Below are 22,629 nucleotides of genomic sequence, written 5' to 3'. Positions count from 1 at the left end.
GGCAGCGAGCCTTGACCTGCGAAAACGCACTATTCTTCGGTGGTATACACGGTGCGTATACCTGTGTTGTATAGTGATCTTCACCCCCGGGATTCCGGGGTCAAGGGAGGAACAGGGGAATGTCGGTTTCACATACCTTGCTCGGGTTGCTCGAGTCGGGGCCGAGACACGGGTACGACCTGAAGCGGGCGTACGACGAGCAGTTCGGGCAGGACCGCCCGCTCGCGTACGGCCAGGTCTACTCGACGCTGTCGCGCCTGCTGCGCAACGGCATGGTCGAGGTCGCGGGGGTCGAGAGCGGCGACGGGCCGGAACGGAAGCGCTACACGATCACCGACGCCGGGATCACCGACGTCGAGCAGTGGCTGAGCACTCCGGAGAACCCGGAGCCGTACCTGCAGAACACGCTGTACACGAAGGTGGTCCTGGCGCTGCTGTCCGGGCGCGACGCCACCGACGTGCTCGACGTCCAGCGCAGCGAGCACCTCAAGGTGATGCGCTCGCTCACGAAACGCAAGTACGAGGGCGACCTCGCCGATCAGCTGATCTGCGACCACGCGCTCTTCCACCTCGAGGCGGATCTGCGGTGGCTCGAGCTCACCGCGGCCCGGCTCGGCGAACTCGAGAAAGCGGTGCGCTGATGACCAGGCCGGGAACCGCGCTGCTCGCGGGCAGCGGGCTGCACAAATCGTTCGGCCAGACGCGGGCGCTCGACGGGGCGGCGCTGGCCGTCGCGGCGGGGGAAGTGCTCGCGATCATGGGGGCGTCGGGGTCAGGGAAATCGACGCTGCTGCACTGTCTCGCCGGGATCGTCCGGCCGGATGCGGGGACCATCCACTACGGCGGGCAGGACCTCGTCGCGATGGACGACAAGGGCCGGAGTGCGTTGCGGCGCACCGAATTCGGCTTCGTGTTCCAGTTCGGCCAGCTCGTGCCCGAGTTGACCTGCCTGGAGAACGTCGCGCTTCCGCTGCGGCTGACCGGGGCGAAGCGGGGGCCCGCCGAGGCGAAGGCGAAGGAATGGCTCGCCCGGCTCGAGGTCGACAACCTGGCGAAGCGGCGTCCGGGCGACGTGTCCGGCGGGCAGGCGCAGCGGGTCGCGGTGGCGCGGGCGCTGGTGACCGGGCCGAAGGTCGTGTTCGCCGACGAGCCGACCGGTGCGCTCGACTCGCTCAACGGCGAGAAGGTCATGCAGATGCTCACCCAGGCGGCGCGGGAAACGCACGCCGCGGTGGTGCTGGTGACGCACGAACCGCGGGTCGCGGCGTACTCCGACCGCGAGATCGTGGTCCGGGACGGGCGCACGGTCGACCGGGAGCTGGTCGCATGATGCGGGATCTGCTGCTGGGACTCCGGCTGGCCGTCGGGGGCGGCCGGATGTCCGGCTCGGCGCTCCTGCGGCTCGCGATGACCGCGTTCGGCATCGCGCTCGCGGTCGCCGTGCTCCTGCCCGCCGCCTCGGTGAGCCACCTGGTGAACGCGCGGGCGGACCGGGCGGCGGCGATCAAGCAGGACACGACGCCGCGCGAGGGGATCGCGCCGCTGGCGACCTACCGCTGGTACCCGTCGGTCGGCGAGGACTTCCTCCAGCTGACCGCGGTCGCGGCGACCGGGGAGAACTCGCCGGTGCCGCCGGGGCTTTCCCGGCTGCCCGCACCGGGCGAGGTGATCGTGTCGCCCGCGCTGGCGGAGAAGCTGAACTCGGCCGAGGGCGCGTCGATCAAGGCGCGGCTGCCGGGGAACGTGGTCGGCCAGATCGGGGAACCGGGCGTCAGCGACGCGGCCGACCTGACGGCGTACTACGGGTCGACCGCCGCGGAGATCAAGGCCGAAGGGGAAAACGCCACCAGCGTCTACTCCTACGGCAAGCCTCCGGAAGGGTTCACCCTGCCGTTGGTGATGTGGATGGTCATCGCGCCGATCGCCGCGGTGCTGCTGCTGCCGTTGCTGATTTTCGTGACCACCGCGTCGCGGATGGGCGCGGCGCAACGCGAACGGCGGCTCGCCGCGCTGCGGCTGATCGGGGTGGACGCCCGGCAGATCAAACGGGTCGCGGCGGCGGAATCGCTGGTCGGCGCGGTGTGCGGGCTCGTGGCGGGCGGTGCGCTGTTCTACGCGCTGCGGCCGTTCATCGGGGACTGGCTCCCGTTCGGCCTCCGCGTCTTCGCGGACGATTTCACGCCGTCGTGGGTGGCGCTGCTGGTGATCGTGCTGCTGGTGCCCGGTCTCGCGGTCGGCTCGGCGCTGTTCGGCCTGCGCCGGACGATCGTCGAACCGCTCGGCGTGGTCCGGCAGGGCAAACCGGTGCGACGCCGGATGTGGTGGCGCTGGACGATCACCGGGATCGGCGTGGTGTTCCTGCTCGGGACGCTCGTCGTCTCGCCGGGGTCGGGGGACCAGGCCGCGGCGATGGCGCTCGCGGTGGGCAGCGTGTTCCTGCTCATCGGTGTCGCGGCGTTGCTGCCGTGGCTGGTGGAGCGGATCGTGGAACGGCTGCAGGGCGGCCCGCCGTCGTGGCAGCTCGCGGTGCGCAGGCTGCAGCTCGACAGCGGCACCGCCAGCCGGGTGGTGTCCGGGCTCGTCGTCGTGCTCGCCGGGACGATCCTGATCCAGGGCGTGCTCACGTCGATGACCAGCCGCAACTCGCGGTCGTACGAGACGCCGGCCGGCGTCGCGGCCGCGCCGGTGCGGGTGGACACGACGAGTGCGCACGAGGCGGAGGTCCGGCAGCGGCTGTCCGGGGCGCCCGGGGTGACCGGCGTGCACAGCGCCCGCGCCCTGCAGCTGCAGGGATCCGGCGAGAACCAGGTCTACGGCACTGTCGGGGACTGCGTCGCGCTGAAAACGCAGGCGAACATCGGAGACTGCGCCGACGGGGACGCTTTCTACGTGACCGGTTCGTCGGCCCAGCCCGTGCCCAAGGGGGAGTACCGGCTGACCGGCTACCGCAACGGCAACAAGGTCGAGGGTCCGATGTGGACAGTCCCGGGCAACGTCCGGGTGGTGCCCGCGAGCAACACCGCGAAGGCGTCGGCCAGCGAGCTGCTGGTCACGCCCGGCGCGTTCGGCGACGTCCAGCTGCCGGTCGAGCGGACGGAACTGTTCGTGTCGGGCGCCGGCGGCGTCGACGCCCTGATCGACCAGGTCGCGACCGCGGTGCGCCCGCTGGCGTGGAAGGCCGAGGTCGGCAAGACGGACTTCATGTCCGACTACGCCGGCCGCGACGAGCGGATGGTCGCGAGTTTCCGCGCGGTGCTGCTGACCGCGTCGCTGTTCGTGCTGGCGGTGGCGGCGATGAGCCTGCTGATGCTGTCGATCGAGCAGATCAGCGAACGCCGCCGCCCGCTCGCGGCGCTGTCCGCGGCGGGCGTGCCGATCGGGGTGCTGGCCAGGGGGTCCCTGTGGCAGACCGCGGTTCCGGTGGTCGTCGGGGTGGTGCTGGCCGTCGGAGCCGGGCTCGGCCTGACCGCGCCGATCCTGCGGCTGGCGAAAATGCCGATGATGGTGGACGGCGGGGTCCTGGCCGGACTGGCCGGAGCCGCGGTCGCCGCGGTGCTGCTGGTGACGGCGTTGACGCTGCCGCTGCTGCGCCAGGTGACGAGGCTGGACACGCTCCGCTCGGAATAGCCCCCGGGGGTGTGGGGTGGTCCGTGAAGGGCTCCTCGATGGAATCAGATTCCGTCAAGGAGCCCTTCACGGCTATTGCCGCACCAGCCCCAGTTCCGCGCATCCGTCCCGGAGCGGCTCCAGGCCGAACGCGTCCACCGGACCCACCACGCCGGGCGTCGCCGGGCCCTCGGTGCTCAACCGGATCGCGGCCCAGGCCAGCAGATCCCCGGTGAGCGTGTACGTATTCGGTCCTTCAAGCCGCACCTCGACCCGGGAATCGGCGACTGCGACCACTTCCGCGCCGGTTTTCGCGCGTGCGGTCGCGTCCGGTCCTCCGGGCGGGCCCACCATCGGCCCGCTCATCGCCCGCAGCACCGGACCGGCCACCGAGGCCAGTGCGGACACCACGGGCATCGCCCGGCTCAATACGGGGAACCATCCATTGTAGACAGTCACCTCGTCGAGCGACGGGAAATTCCCCGGCAGGAACAGCACTTCGGTCCCGGAAACCAGGAAGGCCGACTTGGACCGGCCGCGGACCGGGAACGCGCGCACCCGGCTGCCGGTGCGTTCCTCGACCAGCCGACGGCCCCGCCAGCGCAGCGAGGGCAGGGTCATCCCGTCCCGCATGGTCGTCCGGGTGCCTTGGCTCAAGCCTCGGTAGAGCGGCCCGGTCGCGAAGTAGCCGATCTCCAGCGAACGCACGTCATCGCCCGCCTCTTGCGCGGCAAGGGCGCCGGCGAGGATGCCGGGGACGTAGTCGTAACCGAAGGCCGGGACCATCGCCGCACCGGTTTCGACTGCTCGCTCATGGTGTCGGGCACGCACATCACGGACGAAGCCGACCTCGCCGGTCGAGTCCAGGTAGTGCGCTCCGGCATCGGCGGCGGCTTGCGCGGCCGCGTGCCCGATCCGGTCGAACGGGCCGACGGTGGCGATCAGCACGTCGCCGGGCCCGGCCAGCGAGCGGAGGCTCGCCGGGTCGCTGACGTCCGCGACCGCGATCTCCAAGTCGCCGTGGTCCGCGGCCAGTGCATCCAACGCAGCACGATTCCGTCCGGCCAGGACGGGCCGCACCCCGCGCCGTACCAGTGACTCCAGGACCAGGCCGCCGGTGTAGCCGGTCGCCCCGAACACCACGATCCGCCCGGTCATGCCGTCACCGGAACGTGCCGACGGAGGAAATCGACCTGGTCCGCGACCACCCGCTCGAACGGTTCGCCTTGGTAGACGGCGAAATGCCCGTCCGGATAAGTCCGTATCTCGCCGCGCGGCGCACGGGCGGCGTACCGCAGCGTCGGCCCGGACGGGGCGACGGAATCCTTCTCGCACACCGCGAACAACGTGGGCACCTCGATCCGGCCGACGCCGCGGCCCGGCCGGTACCGCAGGATGTCGAACACCGCCCGCGCCGCGACCTCGTTGCGGAAATCGCTGCCCGGCGGCACCAGCGCAAGATACCCCGGCTCGGCGTCCGGCGCAGTCATCAGCGCGGTGCCTCGTTCCGGGCCGGCGGTGGCGATCAGCCGCGGCGGCCGTCCGAGCCAGTGCCCGGCCACGTCCCGGGCCGCGACGACGGTCGCCTTGACCGAACTGGCCGGATGCATGGCGAGTGCGGACGCGATGCCGTCGGTGAACGGGCATTGCGCGATCGCGGCGACGAGCCCGGCCGGGCGGTTCGCGGCGGTGCTGAGCACGTGACCGCCGCCGAACGAGGTGCCCCAGGCGATGACCCGGTCGCCGTCGACCTGGGGGAGCGTGCGCGCGTAGGCGATCGCTGCAGTCCAGTCGGCAAGTTGTTTTCGCGGGGACAGCAGGTGCCGCGGAGTGCCTTCGCTGTCGCCGAAATGCCGGTAGTCGAACACCAGACACGCGTATCCGGCGGCGGTGAAGCGTTCGGCGTAGGCGGCGAGACCCATTTCGCGGACTGCGCCGAGGCCGTGCGCCATCACGATGATCGGCGGGTTTTCGTTTGCTGGCAGGGAAAGCGTGGCGGCGCACTGGTCGCCGCCGACCGGGAAGGACACGTTCACGCGAGGATCTCCTCTCGAGCGCTGGCGACCGGACGGTCAACGGGGGTGCGGCCGGCCGGACGGCGTGCCCCGCGTCGGCGTTCGAGCCGAAGGTCGCGCATGTAGTCGTCGTAGTCAACCTGGATGGTGTGCCGTTTGGACGCGACGTAACGCCGCGCGATCCGTCGGCGGTGCGTGTCGATTTCGCGCGCCATCTCGGCCGCGCCGGGCAGGCGGTAGCGGCCTTGCAGATGGTCGGCGATCAGCAGTGCCTGCCGTTCCGCGATCGGCATGATCGCGCCGAGCGGCTGCACCAGCCCAACGAAATACAAGCCGGGCACGCCGGGGTGGAAAACCCGCCGGTACAGCCGAATTTCGTTGTCGCCGGAGGGATCGAGGAAGTCCCGGTCGAAGAACGGGAAACTGATCTTGTACCCGGTGCAGAACACCACCAGGTCCGCGGCGACCCGGCGGCCGTCGGCGAACACGACGTCGCCGCCGTCGAATCGTTCGATGTTCGGCGCCGGCGTGATCGCCCCGTGCGCGAGCCGGTCGAGGACGCGGCTGGACATCGTCGGATGCGCCTGCGCGAACTTGTGGTCCGGCTCCGGCAGGCCGTACCGCGTCATCGGCCCGGTCGCGGCGGCCATCAACCGGCGCGCGAGCGGCCAGCGCAGTGCCGAGGGCAGCCATTCCTTCCCGGCGATCTGGTCGTACGGCCTGCCCCACACGTATTTCGGGATCACGTGCACCCCGCGCCGCGCGGACAGGTGCGTTTCCGCGGCGTGGTACGAGGCGTCGACGGCGATGTCCATCGCGGAATTGCCCATGCCGACCACCACGATGCGCCGTCCGGCCAGTTGCGCTTCCTCGGTGTAGGAATGCGAATGCATGATCTCGCCGCGGAACCCTTCGGCGCCGGGGAACATCGGCTCCGGCAGGCGCGGATCCCAATGGTGGCCGTTGGCGACGAGCACGGCGTCGTAGCGCTCGATGTCTCCTGTGGACAGTGTGACCGCGAAGCTGCCGTCCGGCCGAGGCTCGACGTAGGTGACCCCGGTGCCGAACCGGATGCGGTCGCCGAAGCCGAAATGCTTCACATACGCCGCGAAGTAGCCGGCGATCTGGTCGTGCCGGGCGAAGTCGGGCAGGTTCCGGGGCATCGGGAAGTCGCTGTACTCCATCCGCTGCCGCGAGGTGTTGATGTGCAGGGACCGGTAGGCGGCGGAGACCCCGTTGCGGTTGCCCCACACCCAGTTGCCGCCGACCCGGTCGGACAGTTCGTAGCAGTCCACGTCGATGCCGCGTTCGGCGAGCACCTTGACCGCGGCGATCCCGGACGAGCCCGCGCCGACGACGCAGACCCGGAAGCTGTTCGCGGACATGCGTTCTCCTTCTTGTGACCAGTGGTCATATGACCAGCGGTCATAGGGTACGATCGGAGCACGGGGAGAGTCAAGAAGAGGAGGTCGGCGGTGCCGACGGGAACGTGGGAGCGGCTGCCGGAGAAACGGCGGGCGGCGGTGCTGGCGGCGGCCGAGGCGGAGTTCGCGGCGCGCGGGTTCAGCGGCGGCAGCCTCAACACGATCTGCCGCGAGGCCGGGGTGTCGAAGGGCAGCCTGTTCCAGTACTTCACCGACAAGGCCGACATGTACGTGCACCTCGCGGAGCTGGCGAGCGTGCGGATCCGCGCGGCCATGGAGGCCGAGATCGAGAAGCTCCCGTGGGACAAGGATTTCGCCGGCGCGCTCGACCGGCTGCTCGAGGCGTGGGTGCGGTACTTCTACGACCATCCGCTCGAGCGCGCGATGACCGCGGCGGCCAACCTCGAGCCCGATCCGGTCGCCCGCACGCCGGTGCGCGAGGCGGTCAACCGCCACTATCTCGCGGTGCTGAGGCCGCTGGTCGAGCGGGCGGTGGCGGCGGGGCAGCTGCGGGCGGACACCGACGTCGAGATCGTGTTGTCGTTGCTGCTGCTGGTCTTGCCGCATCTGGCGCTGGCCCCGCACGTCGAGGGGCTGGACCCGCTGCTCGGCCTCGTCGAAGGCGATTCCGCGCACGCGGCGGCGACCGCGCGCAGGCTGACCGGGGCGATGCTGCGGCCGTATCTCCGCTGAGCGATACCGGAAATGCGGTGTCCCCGCCGGAAATCCGGAGTGGTATAGACTGGCGCGGCCCACGTGATTACCGATCCGCCGCCCGCGCACCGACAGGGGTCGACCGATGACCAGCAAGCAGAACGCCACGCCGGCCGGGGAAAAAGGCGGCAATCGGCGGCTGGCGGAAAAGGTGTCCGAGCAGATCGAAAAAGACATCATCGACGGCGGCTGGCGCGTCGGATCGGTGCTGGGCTCGGAAACGGAGCTGATCGAGCGGTACGGGGTCAGCCGGGCCGTCTTCCGCGAGGCGGTGCGGCTGGTCGAGCACCAGCAGATGGCGGCGATGCGGCGCGGTCCCGGCGGCGGACTCGTGGTGACGGAACCGGATCCGGGCGTCGTGCGCAACGCGGCGCGGGTGTACCTGCGCCACGCCGAGGTGAGCAGGCAGCAGCTGATGGAGGCGCGGACCGCGCTCGAGGTCGCGGGCATCGCGCTGGCCGCGGAAAACCTCACGGAATCGGGAATCGTGCGGCTGAAAGAAGCGCTCGAATCCGAACGCGAACTCATCGAACAGGGATTCACCCGGGGACACGCACGCAATCTGCATCGCGTTATCGCCGAACTCGCCGGAAATCCGGCGATCACATTGTTCGTGGAAGTCCTCGCGCAACTCGACCAGGACATCGTGCAGCGGGAATGGGACGCGGAATCCTCCGGCGGCGAACACCGCGACGCCGCCCGCGAATCGCACGAGGCGCACGAAGCGATCGTGGCGGCCCTCGTCGCCGGGGACGCGCCGCTGGGCCAGCACCGGATGCGCAGGCACCTGCAGGCCATCGCCGCGTTGCTGCGCCCCGAAGCCTGACCTCCCGCTCAGAGTACACTCTTTCGGCTCGTCGGCGCGGTACCAAGCGTCGCCAGACTGATCTGTAACGCGAGTTCTGGTATCAGGCTCGATAAAAGAGTATACTGTATTGATGCTGACCACGATGGGTTTTGAAACCGGAAGCTGTGTCCTGGTCACCGGCGCGGGCAGCGGGATCGGCCGCGCGGTCGCGCTCGGGGCAGCCGAACTGGGGGTCGCCGTGGCCGCGTGGGATCTCGACCCGGCGGCGGTGGCCCGGCTTGCCGAGGAGTCCGGTGGGGAAGTGCTGCCCGTCGAGGCCGACGCCGCCGACCCGGCCTCGGTGCAGGCCGCGCTCGACCGCACGCTGGCCTGGCGCACGCCGGGCATGCTGGTGAACAACGCCGGTCCGTCGAGCCAGCGGCCGCGGCCGTTCGCGGACGGGGTGGTCGGCGTGCTCGGGCTCGTCGAGCTGGTCACGACGTCGTGGCTGGACCGGGTGCGGGAGCGGGCGGAAGCCGTCGTGAACGTCGCGTCCATCGCGGGCACGGTGATCGGCGGCGGCGTGAGCTGGTATTCCGCGGCGAAAGCGGGCGTGCTCGGCTACACCCGGTACCTCGCCGCGGAAGCGCCGTTCGGCGTGCGGGTGAACGCGATCGCGCCCGGCCTGGTGGAAACGCCGCGGATGAAGGAGTTCTTGCCCTCGGAGACGGGCAGGCGCATGGTGGGCCGCACGCCGCGCGGACGGGCCGTGCAGCCCGCCGAGGTCGCCGCGGCGGTGTTGTTCCTGGCTTCCCCGCTGGCCGCGGGGATCACCGGCGCGGTCGTCCCGGTGGACGCCGGGCTGTCCGTCACCGTTTGACCCTGTTCCCACCGAACCCGAGGAAGTGTTCATGAGCTCCCGCAGCACCCCGCCCGACGCCGACCTCGTGCGCAGCCTCGGCCTGCCCGCGACCGGCTCCGTGTACGACCTGTCGACCGGCTGGTGGCGGCACATGCCGACGTTCGCGGGCAACCCGCAGCTGGAAGTCGTCACGTACAACTCCCCGCAGGGCCAGCGCGCTGAAGGCCGGTTCCCGTTCGACTCGCCCGGCACGAACGACGTCGAATTCGGCTACGTGTCCGAACTGGTCTCCGGCAGTCTCCACACCGGAACACACATCGACGCGCTGTGCCACGTCACGTGCGGCAGCGAGGACGAATGGCACGGCGGCACCTCGGCGAACAGCGCGCTCGGCGACTACGGCGCGCTGCGCGGCGACGCGTCCGAATTCGGGCCGATCATCGGCCGCGGCGTGCTGCTGGACATCCCGAAGGTGCTCGGACTCGACGTCCTGCCACCGCATTTCGCCGTCGGCGAGGACCATCTCCGGCAGGCGGCCGAAGCGGGCGGCGTCACGATCACCGGGTCGGACATCGTGCTCGTGCGGACCGGGCAGATGAAGTTCTGGCCGGACACCGCACGGATCGCCGAGCGCAGCGGCGGCAGCGGCGTGGGCGTGGACGGGGCGGAGTGGCTGGTGTCGAAGGGCGTGCGGTACGTCGGCGCGGACACCATGTCGTTCGAGGTCCGGCCGTCGCCGGTGCCGGGGAATCCGCTGCCGGTGCACGTGCTTTTGCTGCAGCGGCACGGAGTGCACATCATGGAGTGGGTGAACTGCGAGGACCTGGCGGCGGACGGCGTCGTCACGTTCCTCTTCGTCGCGCTGCCGCTGACGCTGCGGGGCGGGACCGGTTCGCCGCTGCGCCCGATCGCTGTCGTGTGAAGGGAACCGGGATGGAATTCGCGAACGACGTGCCGCTCAGCCCGCTGAGTTTCCTGCGGCGCACCGCCGACCTCGACGGCGACGGGATCGGCGTGGTCGCCGACGCCGGGGAACGGCTGTCGTGGGCGCGGCTCGCCGACCGGGCGGAGCGGCTGGCCGGACGCCTCCGGGAACTGGGGCTCGGCGAAGGCGACCGGGTCGCGGTGCTGGCGCCCAACGGCGTGCCGCTGCTGGAGGCGCATTACGGCGTTCCTGGAGCCGGATGTGCTTTGGTCGCACTGAATACGCGTCTCTCCAAGGACGAATACGCGCAGCTGCTGCGGCTTTCCGGCGCGAAGGTGCTCATCGTCGACCAGTCGCTGGTCGCCCAGGTTCCCGAGCGGACGCCGGAGCTGCGGGCAGTCCTGGTGATCGGCGACGGTTACGAGGATTGGCTGCGAACCGCGGATCCGGTGCCGTTGCGCCTGCCCAGCGACGAACGGCAGCCGCTGGCGATCAACTTCACCTCCGGCACCACGGCTGGTCCGAAAGGCGTGGTCTACACGCATCGCGGCGCGTACCTCAACGCGCTCGGCCAAGTTGTTTCCACTGGCCTGAAAGCAAGTTCTCGCTATCTATGGACGCTGCCGATGTTCCACTGCAACGGCTGGTGCTTCACCTGGGCGGTCACCGCGGCGGGGGCGCGGCACGTCACGCTGCGGAAGGTGGACGCCGAGCGGGCGTTCGAGCTCATCGAGCAGGAAGGGGTGACGCATCTCAGTGGCGCTCCGGTCGTGCTCGACATGCTGGTACAGGCGAGCGGCGGCGCGCGGTTTGCCCAGCGGGTGCAGTTCGCGGTCGGGGGAGCGCCGCCGTCGCCTGCCGCGATCGCGGCGCTGGCGGGCATCGGGATCGAGGTGACGCACCTGTACGGGATGACCGAGACGTACGGGCCTTCGCTGATGTGCGTCCCGCGGCCGGAATGGCAGGACCTCGTACCGGCGGAGCGGGCGAAAATGATGGCGCGGCAAGGGGTTCGGACACTCAATGTCGAGTCGGCGCGCGTGGTGACTCCGGAGTTCGACGACGTTCCCGCGGACGGGGAGACCCTGGGCGAGTTGGTGATCCGCTCGAACACGGTCATGGCGGGGTACCTCGACAATCCGGAGGCGACCGAAGCGGCGTTCGCCGGCGGCTGGCTGCATACCGGCGACGTGGCGGTGCGGCATCCGGACGGGTATGTCGAGGTCCGGGACCGGCTCAAGGACGTGATCATCAGCGGCGGGGAGAACATCGCGTCGATCGAGGTCGAGAACGCGCTGCTGGACCACGAGGCGGTCGCTGAGGCGGCGGTGGTGGCGAAGGCGGATCCGAAATGGGGCGAGGTGCCGGTCGCGTTCGTGCGGTTGCGTGACGGTGCTGAGGTGTCCGATGTGGACTTGATCGGCTGGTTGCGGGAGCGGTTGGCGGGTTTCAAGGTGCCGAGGGATATCCGGTTCGCGGAGTTGCCGAAGACGTCGACCGGGAAGATCCGCAAGGCGGAGTTGCGCAAGCTGGCGGAGTAGCTCAGCGCTGTCCGGGAGCCTTGCGGGTGCGGCATCCGGACGGGGGAGAACGTCGCGTCGATCGTGGTCGAGAACGCGCTGCTGGATCACGAGGCGGTCGCTGAGGCGGCGGTGGTCGCGAAGGCGGATCCGAGGTGGGGTGAGGTGCCGGTCGCGTTCGTGCGGCTGCGCGACGGGGCTGAGGTGTCCGATGTGGACTTGGTCGACTAGTAGCTCAGCGCTGTCCGAGAGCGTCGGCACGAGCCTGGCGGCGGTCCGGTTTGTTGTTCGCGGTCAGCGGCACCGCGGCGATCAACCGGACCGTCTTCGGGATCTTGTAGCCCGCCAGTTCCGCGCGGCAATACTCCCGCAGCGCGGCCGGTTCCACCGTCCGGCCCGCCACCGCGACGACGCTCGCCTCCACCCGTTCTCCCCAGTGCTCGTCCGGCATCCCGTACACGATCGCGTCGGCGACGTCCGGATGCCGGAGCACGACCTCCTCCACCTCGCGCGGATAGACGTTCTCCCCGCCGCTGATGATCATTTCCTTGCGGCGGCCCGCGATCGTCACCCAGCCGTCCTCGCTCCGCGACGCGAGGTCTCCAATGTGGACACCATCCGCCTGGTATGTCAGGGCAGTCTCGGAATCGAGGCCGTAGTAGCCGTGGGTCTGCCAGGGACACGACACGACTAGGTCGCCGACGACCCCCGGGGCGGCCTCGCGACCGTCGGCGTCCAGGATGCGCACCGTCGCGCCCGGCAGCGGCCTGCCGACCCCGGCGAACCGGCCCGCCAGCAGGTCGTCGTGGTCGAATCCCACCACCGACCCGAATTCGGTCGCGCCGAAACCGGCGCGGATGCGGGCGTTCGGGAAGTCGCGCAGCAGGTCCTGCACGAAATCGCCGGTGGACGGCGCGGAGCCGAACCGGATCGCGGTGACGTTCTCGCGCCGCGTCGTCGCGTACTCGGGGCGGGCGCGCAGGGCGGCGAACATCGTCGGCGCGCCCATGAGCCTGCTCGCGCCCTGGTCGATCGCGGCGAGCGCGGCCGCGGGGTCGAACCGCCGGTGGATCCAGACCTCGCCGCCGGCGAACAGCGGCGTCAGCAGGTTCGTGCCGAGCGTGATGTGGAAGAACGGCGAGAAGAACAGCTCGACATCCGACGGGACCCGCGGGTTGCCGTGTGCGCAGGTGTTCAGCCACAACCACAGGCTGCGATGGGTGTGCACCGCGCCCTTCGGACTGCCGGTGGTGCCGCCGGTGCCGAAAATGATCGCGAACTCGTCCTCGTCCGGTGCGGTGCGGTCGCTGCCGGGGCGATATAGCGGTGCCAGGCGTTCGGCGATCGGCGCGGGCTGGTTCGCCGCGGGCAGTTCGATGACCCGGTAGCCGGTCTCCCGCGCGAGCGGCGCGTACGTGGGGTCGGCGAGCAATATCGCGGGTTCGAGCGCGCTCAGGTACGCGCGAGCTTCCGGCGCGGTCAACCGGATGTTCAGCGGCGCGGCCACCATCCCGGCCGCCAGCGCGCCGAGGATCGCGATGGTGTGCGGGACCGATGGTTCCATCGCGGTGACGATCCGGTCGCCCGGCACGGCCCCGGACTCGAGCAGCGCGGTCGCGGTCGCGTCCATGGCGGCGACCAGTTCGGCGAAGGTCAGCTCGCCGTGCTCGTCGGCCAGCGCTCGCCGGTGCGCGCCGTGCGGTTGTTCGCCGATCGTCCGCAGCCAGCTCGGCAGCGTCAGGTCGTTGCCCACGGTCGTTCCTCCTTCACGGCTCCGCCCGGAAGACCGGGGCGGGCTCCTCGTATCGTGCCTCGTCCAGTGCGCGCAACTCCGCCGCCCACCCCGGGTAGTCGGCCTCCAGCCGCACGATCTCCTCCGGCGCCGGGGCGAGTCCGGCCGCGGCGAGCAGGGCCTCGACGACGGTCATCGAACCTTCTCCCACGGCGTCCGGAGGTGCCAGCTCGTCCGTTGCTGGTACGCGTGGCCAGCGGCGAGCACCGTGGCCTCGGCGAACGGCCGCCCGGCGATCTGCAGGCCGAGCGGCAGTCCGTCGCCGGTGAACCCCATCGGGACGGACAGCGCGGGATTGCCCGCCGCGTTCCAGCAGGACGTGAGCGCGGCGTCGGCCATCCCGGACGTGCTGAGCCGTTCGATCTCGGGCGCGCCGCAGGTGGCGGTCGGCGTCACCACGAGATCGACCTCGGCGAACAGCCGGGCGAGCTGCCGCTGCCCGGCCCGCCGGACGCGCTGCAACTGCACGTAATCACCGGCGGAAACCAGCGCGCCTCTCGCGAGCGCCATCCGAGTGGCAGCGCCGTAATCCGGCCACCGGTGCTGGAGATTCGTTCGGTGCCAAGCGAAAGCCTCCGCCGCGAGACCGAACTTGGTCACCGTCTTCAGTTCTTGGTAGTACGGCAGCTTGACCGGTCTCGTGCGCGCGCCCGCCTCGCGCAGAACAGCCACCGCCTGCTCGAAAACCCGGTCCTCGGCGTGCGGCACCACCCCGATCCGCAACCCGGACAGGGACTCGGTCAACCCGTTGCGGTAGTCCTCAACCGGTTGGTCCACAGAGGACGGATCGCCGGGATCGGGCCCGGCGAGCACGGACAGGAGGAGCGCGCAGTCCTCGGCGCTGCGGGCGAGCGGACCGACGTGGTCGAAACCGGGCGCGAGCGGGACGCAGCCGTTCTTCGGCACCCGGCCGTACGTCGGTTTCAGCCCGGTGACCCCGCACAACGCGGCGGGATACCGGATGCTGCCCGCGGTGTCGGTGCCGAGGCTGCCGAGGACCAGACCCGCGGCGACCGCGCTCGCGCTGCCGGAGCTGGAGCCGCCGGTGTAATGCGTGGGACGCCACGGGTTGCGCGGCAGCGGGAACGGTTTCGTCCGGTCCGGCGCGCCGATTCCGAACTCCATCGTGGTCGTCTTCCCGGTGAGCACGGTGCCGGCCGCGCGCAGCCGGGCGACCGCCGGACCGTCGCCGCGGAAACCCCAAGCGCGATCGAGGACCTGGCTTTGCGCCGTGGTCCCGCCCTCGTCGGTGGCGAGGAGATCCTTGACCGCCAAGGGAATCCCGTGCAGCGGCCCGCGGTCGACACCGGCCGCCAGCTCGGCGTCCGCCCGTTCGGCCGCGGCCAGCGCGGGTCCGTCGAATCGCGAGAGGTAGACGCCCAGCGCGGCGTCGTGTTCGTCGGCGGCGGCGAACGCGGACTCGGCCAACGCCACCGCGGTGGTCCTCCCGGAGCGGAGGGCCACCGCGGCTTCGCTGATGCTCAGGACCATCGAGCGGCCGGTTCGGGGGAGACGGCCTCGGGCGAGCCGGTGAGGTCGCTGCCGCGGGTCTCCGAGATCCGCCAGATCGCCACGATGGTGATCACCGCCCCGACGCCCGCGATGGCGCTCAGCGGCAGGCTCGACCCGCCGAACCCGGCGACCAGGCTGCTCGCGAGCAGCGGCGTGAACCCGGCGCCGAGCAGGCTCGCCAGCTGGTATCCCAGCGAGACCCCGGTGTAGCGCACGCCGGTGCCGAACATCTCCGACAGCATCGGCGCGAGCGGCGCGTACATCAGGTTCTGCAGCACCTGCGCGCCCATCAGCCCGAGCGTCAGCAACAGGACCGAACCGCTGTTGACCAAGGCGTACAAGGGAATCGCGTAGAGAATCGTGCCGACGGCGCCGATCAGGCTCACCACCCGCCGCCCGATGCGGTCCGACCACGCGGAGAAGGTCGGGATGCAGACGATGCCGACGCCCGCGACGAACAGGAGCGCGCGAGCCACGTCGGACACGTCGTAGCCGAGGGTTTTGGCGTAGGCGATGCTGTGCGAGCTGACCAGCGCGGTGAGCGCGAACGGCCCGATGCCGGCCGCGCAGGCGAGGATCAGCGCACGCGGGCGGCGCAGCACCTGGAGGACCGGGACGGCGGGCTTCCGGTCGGCGGACTTGGCCGCTTGCTCGCGGAAGACCGGGCTTTCCGACACTCGCAGCCGCACGTACAGGCCGATGATCAGCAGCAGCGCGCTCATCAGGAACGGCAGCCGCCAGCCCCACGAGAACAGCGCGTCCTTCGGCAGCAGGCTGACCAGCGCGAACACCAGCGTGGCCAGGAACGAGCCCAGCGGCGACCCGAGTTGCATGATGCCCGCCCACAGGCCGCGCCGGCGCGCGCTCGCGTGCTCGACGACCATCAGCGCGGCCCCGCCCCATTCGCCGCCGACCGCGATGCCCTGCACTACGCGGAGGAAGACGAGCAGCAGCGGCGCGGCGATGCCGATCGTGCTGTAGGTCGGCAGCACGCCGATCAGGAAACTGGCCGCGCCCATCAGCGTCATGGTCACCATCAGCATCGACTTGCGGCCGAGCCGGTCGCCGAAGTGGCCGAAGACGAGCCCGCCGAGCGGACGCGCGACGTACCCGGCGGCGAGCGTGCCGAACGCGGCGATGGTGGACGTCGAGGAGTTCAGCGACGGGAAGAACAGCGGCCCGAACACGAGCGCGGCGATCGAGCTGTAGATGAGGAAGTCGTAGTACTCGATCACGGTGCCCAGCAGGCTGGACATCGTCACCTTGCGCAGTTCGGGGGACCCGGCGCTGCCGGGGGCGGGCGGCCGGGGTTCGGGCGAGACCATCGGGACCTCCGGGAATGGGGGCGGTGGGCGACCGAGTTGAGGATACTGATCAGGAGCCGGAGTGCAAGAGGTGTGGGGTCCGGATGCGATTCCGTTACCGGCGCTTTTACCGGCAGTTTTGCGGAGCATCGAGGGTGCGCGGCCAAGCGGATGCTTGCGTAGCGAGGCTAATTGAGTATCCTTTATTCATCGAACGAGAGGAGTCGGCGACGTGCACCGACTGGACGAGTGCCGGCGCGGGCCGGAGGGACGCTGATGGAGTTCGCGTGGGATCAGGCCGACGTCGCGTTCCGGCGCGAGCTGGGGGACTTCCTCGACCGCGAGCTGGCCGGATGGGACCGGTCCGAGACCGGCCTCGGCAGCGCGGTCTACAGCGATTTTTCGCGCGGGTTCGTCGGCAGGCTCGCGGACAAGGGCTGGCTCACGCCGCACTGGCCGCGCGAGTACGGCGGCGGCGGGCAGGGCGCGTGGCAGCATTTCGTGCTCGGCGAGGAGATGTGGCGGCGCGGGGAGCCGCGCGGGCCGCAGTACATGAACGTCAACTGGGTCGGGCCGGCGATCATCAAGTACGGCACCGAGGACCAGCGGCGCAAGCTGCTGCCGCCGATCGCGCGCGGCGAGGTGTTCTGGTGCCAGGGCTTCTCCGAACCCGAGGCGGGCACGGACCTGGCCGCGCTGCGGACGAAGGCGGTCCGCGACGGCGACAGCTACGTCCTCAACGGACAGAAGATCTGGACGTCCTACGCCAACGTCGCCGACTACTGCTTCCTGCTCGCGCGCACCGGCTCGGCCGCCGACGGCCGCGACGGCATCTCGGTCTTCCTGCTGCCGCTGAACACCCCGGGGGCGCAGGTCCGGCGCATCCCGGGGTTCGTGGGCGATCATTCCTTCAACGAGCTCTTCCTGACCGACGCCCGGATTCCGGCGGACTGCCTGCTGGGGGAGGAGAACAAGGGATGGGAGATCGTCCGGCGCACCCTCGCCTACGAACGCGTCGGCGCGCCCCGGTACGCGCGGGCGGCACTGGTGCTGGACCGGCTGGCCGCCGAGGCCGGCGCGTCCGGGAAACTCGCCGACCCGGGGATCCAGGAGCAGTTCGGCCGCGCGCGGGCAGCGTGCGAGGCGGCGCGCGTGCTGGTGTACCGGGTGATCGACGAGCGGGCGAAAGCGAAGGAACCCTCGCCGATGGCGTACCAGGCCCGGGCCGCGATGGTGCAGGCCGAACGCGCGGTGGGCGACCTCGCGCTGGACGTGCTGGGCAGCGAAGCGCTCGTCGAGGGAGCATTGGGCGACGCGCAGTTCCGCAACTCGCTCGGCGCGGGCATCGCGGCGGGCAGCTACGAGGTGCAGCTCAACCTGATCAGCCGTCTCATCCTCGAACTGCCGAAGGACTAGCCGTGGATTTCGAACCGACCTCGACCCAGCGCGCGGTGCTCGACGCGCTGGGCACCCTGCTGGCCCGGCACGCCGGACCGGAACGCAGCCGGGAGCTGGCCGCTCGCGGCGCGTACGACGGGAACCTCGAAGAAGCGTTGCGGCGCGACGGTTTCCTCGACCTGTTCGCCGCGGAGGACGCCGGCCCGCTCGACGCGGCCTTGGCGGTGGAGGCGATCGCCGCCGAACTCGGCGCGGTCAGCGCGGTGCCGCACCTGCTGGTGCTGCCCGCGCTCGGGCTCGACCGGCCAGCCGGACCGGTAGTGCTCGCGACAGGCGATCCGGGCCCGGTGCGCTACGGCGGCGAGGCGACGCGGATGCTTCGCGTCGACGGCGACCGCTGTTTCGCCGCTGACCTCGATCCCGGTGCGGCTGAACAGGTTTCGTCGGCTTACGGCTATCCGCTCGCCCGCGTAGTCGTTGCGGGACAGGAGGAATTGGCTCCCGGAAGCGCCGCGACGATGGTGAACTGGTGGCGGGTCGGCGCGTCCGCCGAGGCGGTGGGCATGATGCGGCGGGCCGTCGACATCGCGGTCGGCTACGCCAAGGACCGCAAGGTGTTCCGCCGCTCGCTGGGCTCGTTCCAGGCGCTGCAGCACCGGCTGGCCGAGGTGAACGTGGCCGTGGAGGGCGCGCGCTGGCTCGTCTACGAGGCCGCGTTCGCCGGTGCGCCCGCCGAAGCCGCCGCGGTCGCCGCGACGCACACGATGTCCGCGCTCGGCCGCGTGACCAGGGAAACCCACCAGATCATGGGCGCGATCGGGCTGACCGAGGAACACGACCTGCACCTGTGGACACTGCGGTTGCAAACCGTGCGCGCGGAATTGGGCAGCTGGCGGACGCCGAGCCGGGCCGTCGCCGAGGCACGCTGGGCGGCGGTATGAGCGTCGCGTTGATGCCCACCGAGGAGCAGCGGGCGCTGGCCGAGGTGGTCCGGAGTTTCTGCCGGACGCACTGTCCGGACGAGGTGTGGCGCTCCGGTGCGTTCCCGGCGGAGTTCTGGCGGGGGCTGGCCTCGCTCGGGGTGCTCTCGCTGGCGGTGCCGGGCGAAGGCGGGGGAGCGGGCGACATCGCGGCTGCCTGCACGGAGCTGGGCCGGGCCGCCGCGCCCGGGCCGTTGGCCGCGTCAGTGTTCGCGGCGCAGGTGCTTCCGCCTGCGCTGGCTGCCCAGGTCGCGGACGGGAGTTGCGTGGCCTCGGTCGGCGCGCCGCCTTTGCTGCCGTGGGCGCCGGTGGCGGACGTTTTCGTGGAAACGGACGGCTCTCGCGCGTGGCTGGCTGAGGCTGATTCCGTTGAGCCGGTGGAGGTGCTGGGCGGAGAGCAGTGGGGCCGGGTCGTGTTGACCCGGGTTGAGCCGGTGGAACGCGTCGAGGCGGCGACGGCCCTTTCGGACATCGCTTCGGCGGCCTATCTGAGTGGCGCCGGAGGGCGGTTGCTCGACCTCGCTGTCGAGCACGCCCGGAACCGAGTCCAATTCGGACGTCCAATCGGGACATTCCAGGCGGTCGCGCATCCGCTCGTGAATGCCGGGCTTTCGCTTACCGCGGCGGAAAAACTCACCACCATGGCCGCGCTCGCGCTCGACGACGGGCATCCCGACGGGACCGCGCTGGCTTCCGCCGCACGATCCTCGGGAGGACGGGCGGCGGTCGAGGCGGCGGAAGTCGCGCACCAGACGTTCGGCGCGATCGGGTACTCCGTGGAGGGACCGATCGGGCCGCTTTCGCAGCGGATCAGGCACCAGGCCGCGCGGCCGGGGTGCGCGGACAACGTAGCGGCGATGTATCGCCGGAAAGGCCAGGAACGATGAGCGACGCGCCCGAGGTGCTGTTCGAAAAGCGCGACCACGTCGCCTGTCTCACGCTCAACCGCCCGCACCGGGGCAACTCGCTGACCGGGACGATGATGCCGGTGATCCGCGAGATGTGGGCCGAGGTCCGCGACGACCCGTGGGTCCGCGCGGCGATCGTGATCGGGGCGGGCGAACGGCATTTCTGCACCGGGGCCGACGTGCACGCGGTCGCCGGGCGCGGCGGGATGAGCACCGGGAACGGGCCGCTGAGCGACGAGGTGTTCTGGTCGCCGCGGCAGAACCGGGTGTGGAAACCGGTGATCAGCGCGGTCAACGGGCTGGTCGCCGGAGCCGGGCTGCACTTCGTGGTCGACGCGGACATCGTGCTCGCCGCCGATCACGCGGCCTTCATGGACACGCACGTGAACGTCGGCCTCGTCGGCGCGATGGAGAACATCGGGCTGGCGAAACGGCTTCCGCTCGGGTCGGCGCTGCGGATGACGCTGATGGGCAAGGACTACCGGATGCCCGCCCAGCGCGCGTACCAGCTCGGGCTCGTCGATGAACTGTCCACTTCGGACGATCTGATGGCCGATGCGGAGAAGATGGCGCAGCAGATCGCGCGGCACTCGCCGGCGGCGGTGCAATTGTCGAAGCAGGCGGTCTGGAACTCGCTGGAGATGGGGTACGGGCAGGCGTGCGAGTACGGCTGGTCGCTGCTGCGGATGCACTGGGCGCACCCCGACGCGAAGGAGGGCCCGCGCGCGTTCGCCGAGGGCCGCGAGCCGCGATGGACGACCGGCGCCGACGGGGAGCAGTGAGATGGATTTCGGCTTCACCCCGGAGGAAGAGGCGTTCCGCGCGGAGGTCCTCGAATTCCTGTGGGAATACCGCGACACCAACGGCTACTTCCACCGCGGCAAGGACACCGCCGACGGCGTCCGCCGGGTCTACCGCGCGCTGGGCGACCGCGGCTGGCTGTCGCTGTCCTGGCCGACCGAGTTCGGCGGCGGCGGCCGTTCGCCTGCCTATGAGTTCATCCTCTGGGACGAGATGGCCTACGCGCGGGTGGCGCGCCCGCCGATGGGGCCGGGTTTGGTGGCCAAAGCCCTGATGACGCACGGCACCGACGCGCAACGCGAACGCTACCTCGCCGACCTGCGACGCGGCCGCCTCAACTTCTGCCTGGGCTACTCGGAACCCGACGCTGGCTCCGACCTGGCTGCGGTGCGCACCAAAGCCCGCCGCTCAGGTGACCATTACGTGGTTGACGGCGCGAAATGCTGGACGTCGAATGCCCACTGGTCGGACTGCATCTGGCTGCTGTGCCGGACCGGCGCGGCGGACAGCCGGTCGCGAGGGCTGAGCGTGCTGATCGTGCCGCTGGACAGCCCCGGGATCACCGTGTCGCCGATCCCGACCCTAGACGGCGGACGCCTGAACGAGGTCCGCTTCGACGGTGTCCGGGTCCCGGCCGAGGACCGGGTCGGTGCGGAGAACGAAGGCTGGCAGGTCGTGGCTTCGGCGCTCGCAGTGGAGCGGCATGTGCAGTTCCCGCCCAAGCGCTTGCGCCGGGACCTGCACGACCTGATGGCCGCACTGGACTCAGCCGGTGTCTCCGACGACCCGGTAGTGCGGCGGCGGGTAGGGGAGTTGTCGGTCCGCCTCGCCGAGGTCGACGCGCTCGCGCTGGCCCTGCTGGGCGAGGTGATCCGAGGCGAACCAGCCGCGGTCCCGGCGGCGTATCACAAACTGGCGGGCACGGTGCTGGCCCAGGAGATCGCCCGCGCAGGAATCGAACTGGGCGGAGTGGAAGCGGCGGTCGCGGGGACGGATACGGAGTTCCTTTGGCGGCAGTCTGTTTTGGAGACCATCGGCGGCGGGACGACCGAGGTGATGCGGGGGTTGATCGGGAGACAGGAGTTCGGGTTGCCCGCTTGAGGGAGTTCGGCGCGGGGCTGGTGTGTGGTTCGCGGTGGCTGCGGGTGGGGCGGGTTTATGCATGAGTTGGGTGCTCGCGAGTGGGGCGGGGTTTATGCATGAGTCGGGCGTTCGTGGGCGGGTCGGCGTTTATGCGTGGGTTGGGTGCTCGTAGGCGTGGCGGGGTCTATGCAGGGATTGGACGACTGTGCGCGGGGCCGCGGTTATGCATGATGGGGCGACTGCGGGCGGGGCGGCGATTATGCATGGACCGGGCACTGCGGTGCGGGGCACGCACGCGGGCCCGGGCGACCGCGAGCCGCGCGTGGTTTATGCATGGCTCGGATGCTGCGCGAACTGGGCCGGGTTTATGCAGGAATCGGATCACTGCGCGCGGCGCGGGGATTGTGCATGGATCGGGCGACTGTGCGCAGGGCGGGATTATGCATGGGCTGGGTGCCGTGGTCCGGAGGTTGCGCGCGGGCCGGGCGACGACCGCGGGCCGGGAGGGTTGATGCGTGGATCGGGCGTTGCGGGCGGGGCGAGGATTGTGCATGGACCGGGCGCTTGCCAACCGCGCGGGATTTATGCATGGCTAGGCGTTGCGGGCATCGGGTGACTGCGGGCTAGGCGAGGGTTGTGCGGGGGCCGGGCGTTGCGGGCGGGCGAGGGTTGTGCGTGGATCGGAGACTCGCAGGCCGGGCAGGATTATGCATGGATCGGGCGTTGCAGGCGGGCCGGGGACTTATGCGCGGGTCGTGCGGCTGCGGTCGAGGCGGTGTTTATGCATGGGTCGGGCAACCGTGCGGAGGGCAGGCAGGCAACCACGCGCCGGGCCGAGTTTATGCATGAATCCAACGCCGCAAGCCAGGCACCGGATTATGCATGAACCGAACAACCACGACCCGAGCAGCGATTATCCATCACCTGACCACCACCGAAACCCCGCTCACCACCCCCCCTGAGGTTCACCCCGAACGGTGGACAGGGGCTTACGAGGG

The 22,629-nt window shown here is 70.6% G+C and carries 21 protein-coding genes; 14 read left to right on the top strand and 7 right to left on the bottom strand.

The features are described 5' to 3' along the window. Nucleotides 1-119 precede the first annotated feature (119 nt). Genes EIZ44_RS42650 through EIZ44_RS42640 form a run of 3 tightly spaced genes read left to right on the top strand, consistent with a single transcriptional unit; the run spans nucleotide 120 to nucleotide 3,627 of the window. Nucleotides 120-641 carry a PadR family transcriptional regulator gene (locus EIZ44_RS42650; protein WP_043837530.1) on the top strand — a complete coding sequence of 174 codons (522 nt, stop codon included), beginning with the start codon at nucleotides 120-122 and terminating at the stop codon, nucleotides 639-641. Further along, nucleotides 641-1,330, top strand: coding sequence for an ABC transporter ATP-binding protein (locus tag EIZ44_RS42645; RefSeq protein ID WP_134662416.1), 690 nt, complete (start codon nucleotides 641-643; stop codon nucleotides 1,328-1,330). Before EIZ44_RS42650 ends, EIZ44_RS42645 begins: the two co-directional genes overlap by 1 nt. Next, on the top strand, nucleotides 1,327-3,627 hold the full coding sequence (locus EIZ44_RS42640) for an FtsX-like permease family protein (protein ID WP_037813347.1): 2,301 nt from the start codon (nucleotides 1,327-1,329) through the stop codon (nucleotides 3,625-3,627). Before EIZ44_RS42645 ends, EIZ44_RS42640 begins: the two co-directional genes overlap by 4 nt. A 72-nt stretch (nucleotides 3,628-3,699) precedes the next feature. Here the strand turns inward: EIZ44_RS42640 and EIZ44_RS42635 are convergent, their stop codons facing one another. From EIZ44_RS42635 to EIZ44_RS42625, 3 genes are read right to left on the bottom strand one after another with little or no spacing between them, the layout of a single operon-like run. Continuing rightward, on the bottom strand, nucleotides 3,700-4,764 hold the full coding sequence (locus tag EIZ44_RS42635) for a saccharopine dehydrogenase family protein (protein WP_037813344.1): 1,065 nt from the start codon (nucleotides 4,762-4,764) through the stop codon (nucleotides 3,700-3,702). Continuing rightward, a complete protein-coding gene (locus EIZ44_RS42630; RefSeq protein WP_037813342.1) occupies nucleotides 4,761-5,642 on the bottom strand; it encodes an alpha/beta hydrolase in 882 nt (293 codons plus the stop codon). The genes EIZ44_RS42635 and EIZ44_RS42630 overlap by 4 nt, the downstream gene beginning before the upstream one ends. Then, the gene (locus tag EIZ44_RS42625) at nucleotides 5,639-7,006 is read right to left on the bottom strand and encodes a flavin-containing monooxygenase (RefSeq protein WP_134734429.1); all 1,368 of its coding nucleotides are present in this window, start codon (nucleotides 7,004-7,006) and stop codon (nucleotides 5,639-5,641) included. The genes EIZ44_RS42630 and EIZ44_RS42625 overlap by 4 nt, the downstream gene beginning before the upstream one ends. Nucleotides 7,007-7,096: 90 nt before the next feature. Here EIZ44_RS42625 and EIZ44_RS42620 point away from each other — a divergent pair, with 90 nt between their 5' ends. The 6 genes from EIZ44_RS42620 (at nucleotide 7,097) to EIZ44_RS42595 (ending at nucleotide 12,084) form a co-directional block, all read left to right on the top strand. Continuing rightward, nucleotides 7,097-7,738, top strand: coding sequence for a TetR/AcrR family transcriptional regulator (locus EIZ44_RS42620; protein ID WP_134734428.1), 642 nt, complete (start codon nucleotides 7,097-7,099; stop codon nucleotides 7,736-7,738). A gap of 106 nt (nucleotides 7,739-7,844) precedes the next feature. Then, nucleotides 7,845-8,585 (top strand): FadR/GntR family transcriptional regulator, encoded by a 741-nt coding sequence (locus tag EIZ44_RS42615; protein WP_037813335.1) that lies wholly within the window; start codon nucleotides 7,845-7,847, stop codon nucleotides 8,583-8,585. 112 nt (nucleotides 8,586-8,697) lie between these two features. Continuing rightward, the gene (locus EIZ44_RS42610) at nucleotides 8,698-9,426 is read left to right on the top strand and encodes an SDR family NAD(P)-dependent oxidoreductase (RefSeq protein WP_134662409.1); all 729 of its coding nucleotides are present in this window, start codon (nucleotides 8,698-8,700) and stop codon (nucleotides 9,424-9,426) included. Between the two features lie 31 nt (nucleotides 9,427-9,457). Then, nucleotides 9,458-10,330, top strand: coding sequence for a cyclase family protein (locus EIZ44_RS42605; protein ID WP_167754459.1), 873 nt, complete (start codon nucleotides 9,458-9,460; stop codon nucleotides 10,328-10,330). A gap of 11 nt (nucleotides 10,331-10,341) precedes the next feature. Further along, nucleotides 10,342-11,874: an AMP-binding protein gene (locus EIZ44_RS42600; protein ID WP_134734426.1), complete on the top strand. Its 1,533-nt coding sequence runs from the start codon at nucleotides 10,342-10,344 to the stop codon at nucleotides 11,872-11,874. 63 nt (nucleotides 11,875-11,937) lie between these two features. Further along, nucleotides 11,938-12,084 (top strand): AMP-binding enzyme, encoded by a 147-nt coding sequence (locus EIZ44_RS42595; protein WP_240691563.1) that lies wholly within the window; start codon nucleotides 11,938-11,940, stop codon nucleotides 12,082-12,084. 4 nt (nucleotides 12,085-12,088) lie between these two features. Here EIZ44_RS42595 and EIZ44_RS42590 read toward each other — a convergent pair whose 3' ends face one another. Genes EIZ44_RS42590 through EIZ44_RS42580 form a run of 4 tightly spaced genes read right to left on the bottom strand, consistent with a single transcriptional unit; the run spans nucleotide 12,089 to nucleotide 16,482 of the window. Continuing rightward, nucleotides 12,089-13,606, bottom strand: a complete 1,518-nt coding sequence (locus EIZ44_RS42590; protein ID WP_134734425.1) for a class I adenylate-forming enzyme family protein — start codon at nucleotides 13,604-13,606, stop codon at nucleotides 12,089-12,091. 13 nt (nucleotides 13,607-13,619) lie between these two features. Continuing rightward, nucleotides 13,620-13,781, bottom strand: a complete 162-nt coding sequence (locus tag EIZ44_RS45020; protein ID WP_167754458.1) for a hypothetical protein — start codon at nucleotides 13,779-13,781, stop codon at nucleotides 13,620-13,622. Continuing rightward, nucleotides 13,778-15,136 (bottom strand): amidase, encoded by a 1,359-nt coding sequence (locus EIZ44_RS42585; protein ID WP_134734424.1) that lies wholly within the window; start codon nucleotides 15,134-15,136, stop codon nucleotides 13,778-13,780. The genes EIZ44_RS45020 and EIZ44_RS42585 overlap by 4 nt, the downstream gene beginning before the upstream one ends. Then, nucleotides 15,127-16,482, bottom strand: coding sequence for an MFS transporter (locus tag EIZ44_RS42580; RefSeq protein WP_134734423.1), 1,356 nt, complete (start codon nucleotides 16,480-16,482; stop codon nucleotides 15,127-15,129). Before EIZ44_RS42580 ends, EIZ44_RS42585 begins: the two co-directional genes overlap by 10 nt. Nucleotides 16,483-16,737: 255 nt before the next feature. On the opposite strand from EIZ44_RS42580, the gene EIZ44_RS42575 reads away from it, so the two are divergent. Genes EIZ44_RS42575 through EIZ44_RS42555 form a run of 5 tightly spaced genes read left to right on the top strand, consistent with a single transcriptional unit; the run spans nucleotide 16,738 to nucleotide 21,649 of the window. Beyond that, complete coding sequence (locus EIZ44_RS42575) at nucleotides 16,738-17,877, top strand: acyl-CoA dehydrogenase family protein (RefSeq protein WP_043837508.1); 1,140 nt, start codon at nucleotides 16,738-16,740, stop codon at nucleotides 17,875-17,877. A gap of 2 nt (nucleotides 17,878-17,879) precedes the next feature. Next, nucleotides 17,880-18,800: an acyl-CoA dehydrogenase family protein gene (locus EIZ44_RS42570; RefSeq protein ID WP_043837506.1), complete on the top strand. Its 921-nt coding sequence runs from the start codon at nucleotides 17,880-17,882 to the stop codon at nucleotides 18,798-18,800. Next, a complete protein-coding gene (locus tag EIZ44_RS42565; protein WP_043837505.1) occupies nucleotides 18,797-19,726 on the top strand; it encodes an acyl-CoA dehydrogenase family protein in 930 nt (309 codons plus the stop codon). Before EIZ44_RS42570 ends, EIZ44_RS42565 begins: the two co-directional genes overlap by 4 nt. Further along, entirely contained in the window at nucleotides 19,723-20,529 is an 807-nt protein-coding gene (locus EIZ44_RS42560) for an enoyl-CoA hydratase/isomerase family protein (protein ID WP_043837502.1), read from the top strand. Before EIZ44_RS42565 ends, EIZ44_RS42560 begins: the two co-directional genes overlap by 4 nt. Nucleotide 20,530: 1 nt before the next feature. Then, nucleotides 20,531-21,649 carry an acyl-CoA dehydrogenase family protein gene (locus EIZ44_RS42555; protein WP_134662399.1) on the top strand — a complete coding sequence of 373 codons (1,119 nt, stop codon included), beginning with the start codon at nucleotides 20,531-20,533 and terminating at the stop codon, nucleotides 21,647-21,649. Nucleotides 21,650-22,629 lie beyond the last annotated feature (980 nt).

This window comes from Amycolatopsis nivea, from assembly GCF_004522235.1.
Lineage (GTDB): Bacteria > Actinomycetota > Actinomycetes > Mycobacteriales > Pseudonocardiaceae > Amycolatopsis > Amycolatopsis nivea.
Note: the sequence above shows the minus strand (reverse complement) of the source record. Positions and strands in the feature narration are given on the sequence as shown.

Coding starts and splice junctions, on each gene's coding strand:
- EIZ44_RS42610 (WP_134662409.1), top strand. CDS start 8,698: ATGCTGACCACGATGGGTTTTGAAACCGGAAGCTGTGTCCTGGTCACC.
- EIZ44_RS42605 (WP_167754459.1), top strand. CDS start 9,458: ATGAGCTCCCGCAGCACCCCGCCCGACGCCGACCTCGTGCGCAGCCTC.
- EIZ44_RS42640 (WP_037813347.1), top strand. CDS start 1,327: ATGATGCGGGATCTGCTGCTGGGACTCCGGCTGGCCGTCGGGGGCGGC.
- EIZ44_RS42650 (WP_043837530.1), top strand. CDS start 120: ATGTCGGTTTCACATACCTTGCTCGGGTTGCTCGAGTCGGGGCCGAGA.
- EIZ44_RS42575 (WP_043837508.1), top strand. CDS start 16,738: ATGGAGTTCGCGTGGGATCAGGCCGACGTCGCGTTCCGGCGCGAGCTG.
- EIZ44_RS42635 (WP_037813344.1), bottom strand. CDS start 4,764: ATGACCGGGCGGATCGTGGTGTTCGGGGCGACCGGCTACACCGGCGGC.
- EIZ44_RS42565 (WP_043837505.1), top strand. CDS start 18,797: ATGAGCGTCGCGTTGATGCCCACCGAGGAGCAGCGGGCGCTGGCCGAG.
- EIZ44_RS45020 (WP_167754458.1), bottom strand. CDS start 13,781: ATGACCGTCGTCGAGGCCCTGCTCGCCGCGGCCGGACTCGCCCCGGCG.
- EIZ44_RS42555 (WP_134662399.1), top strand. CDS start 20,531: ATGGATTTCGGCTTCACCCCGGAGGAAGAGGCGTTCCGCGCGGAGGTC.
- EIZ44_RS42645 (WP_134662416.1), top strand. CDS start 641: ATGACCAGGCCGGGAACCGCGCTGCTCGCGGGCAGCGGGCTGCACAAA.
- EIZ44_RS42615 (WP_037813335.1), top strand. CDS start 7,845: ATGACCAGCAAGCAGAACGCCACGCCGGCCGGGGAAAAAGGCGGCAAT.
- EIZ44_RS42580 (WP_134734423.1), bottom strand. CDS start 16,482: ATGGTCTCGCCCGAACCCCGGCCGCCCGCCCCCGGCAGCGCCGGGTCC.
- EIZ44_RS42600 (WP_134734426.1), top strand. CDS start 10,342: ATGGAATTCGCGAACGACGTGCCGCTCAGCCCGCTGAGTTTCCTGCGG.
- EIZ44_RS42560 (WP_043837502.1), top strand. CDS start 19,723: ATGAGCGACGCGCCCGAGGTGCTGTTCGAAAAGCGCGACCACGTCGCC.
- EIZ44_RS42585 (WP_134734424.1), bottom strand. CDS start 15,136: ATGGTCCTGAGCATCAGCGAAGCCGCGGTGGCCCTCCGCTCCGGGAGG.
- EIZ44_RS42625 (WP_134734429.1), bottom strand. CDS start 7,006: ATGTCCGCGAACAGCTTCCGGGTCTGCGTCGTCGGCGCGGGCTCGTCC.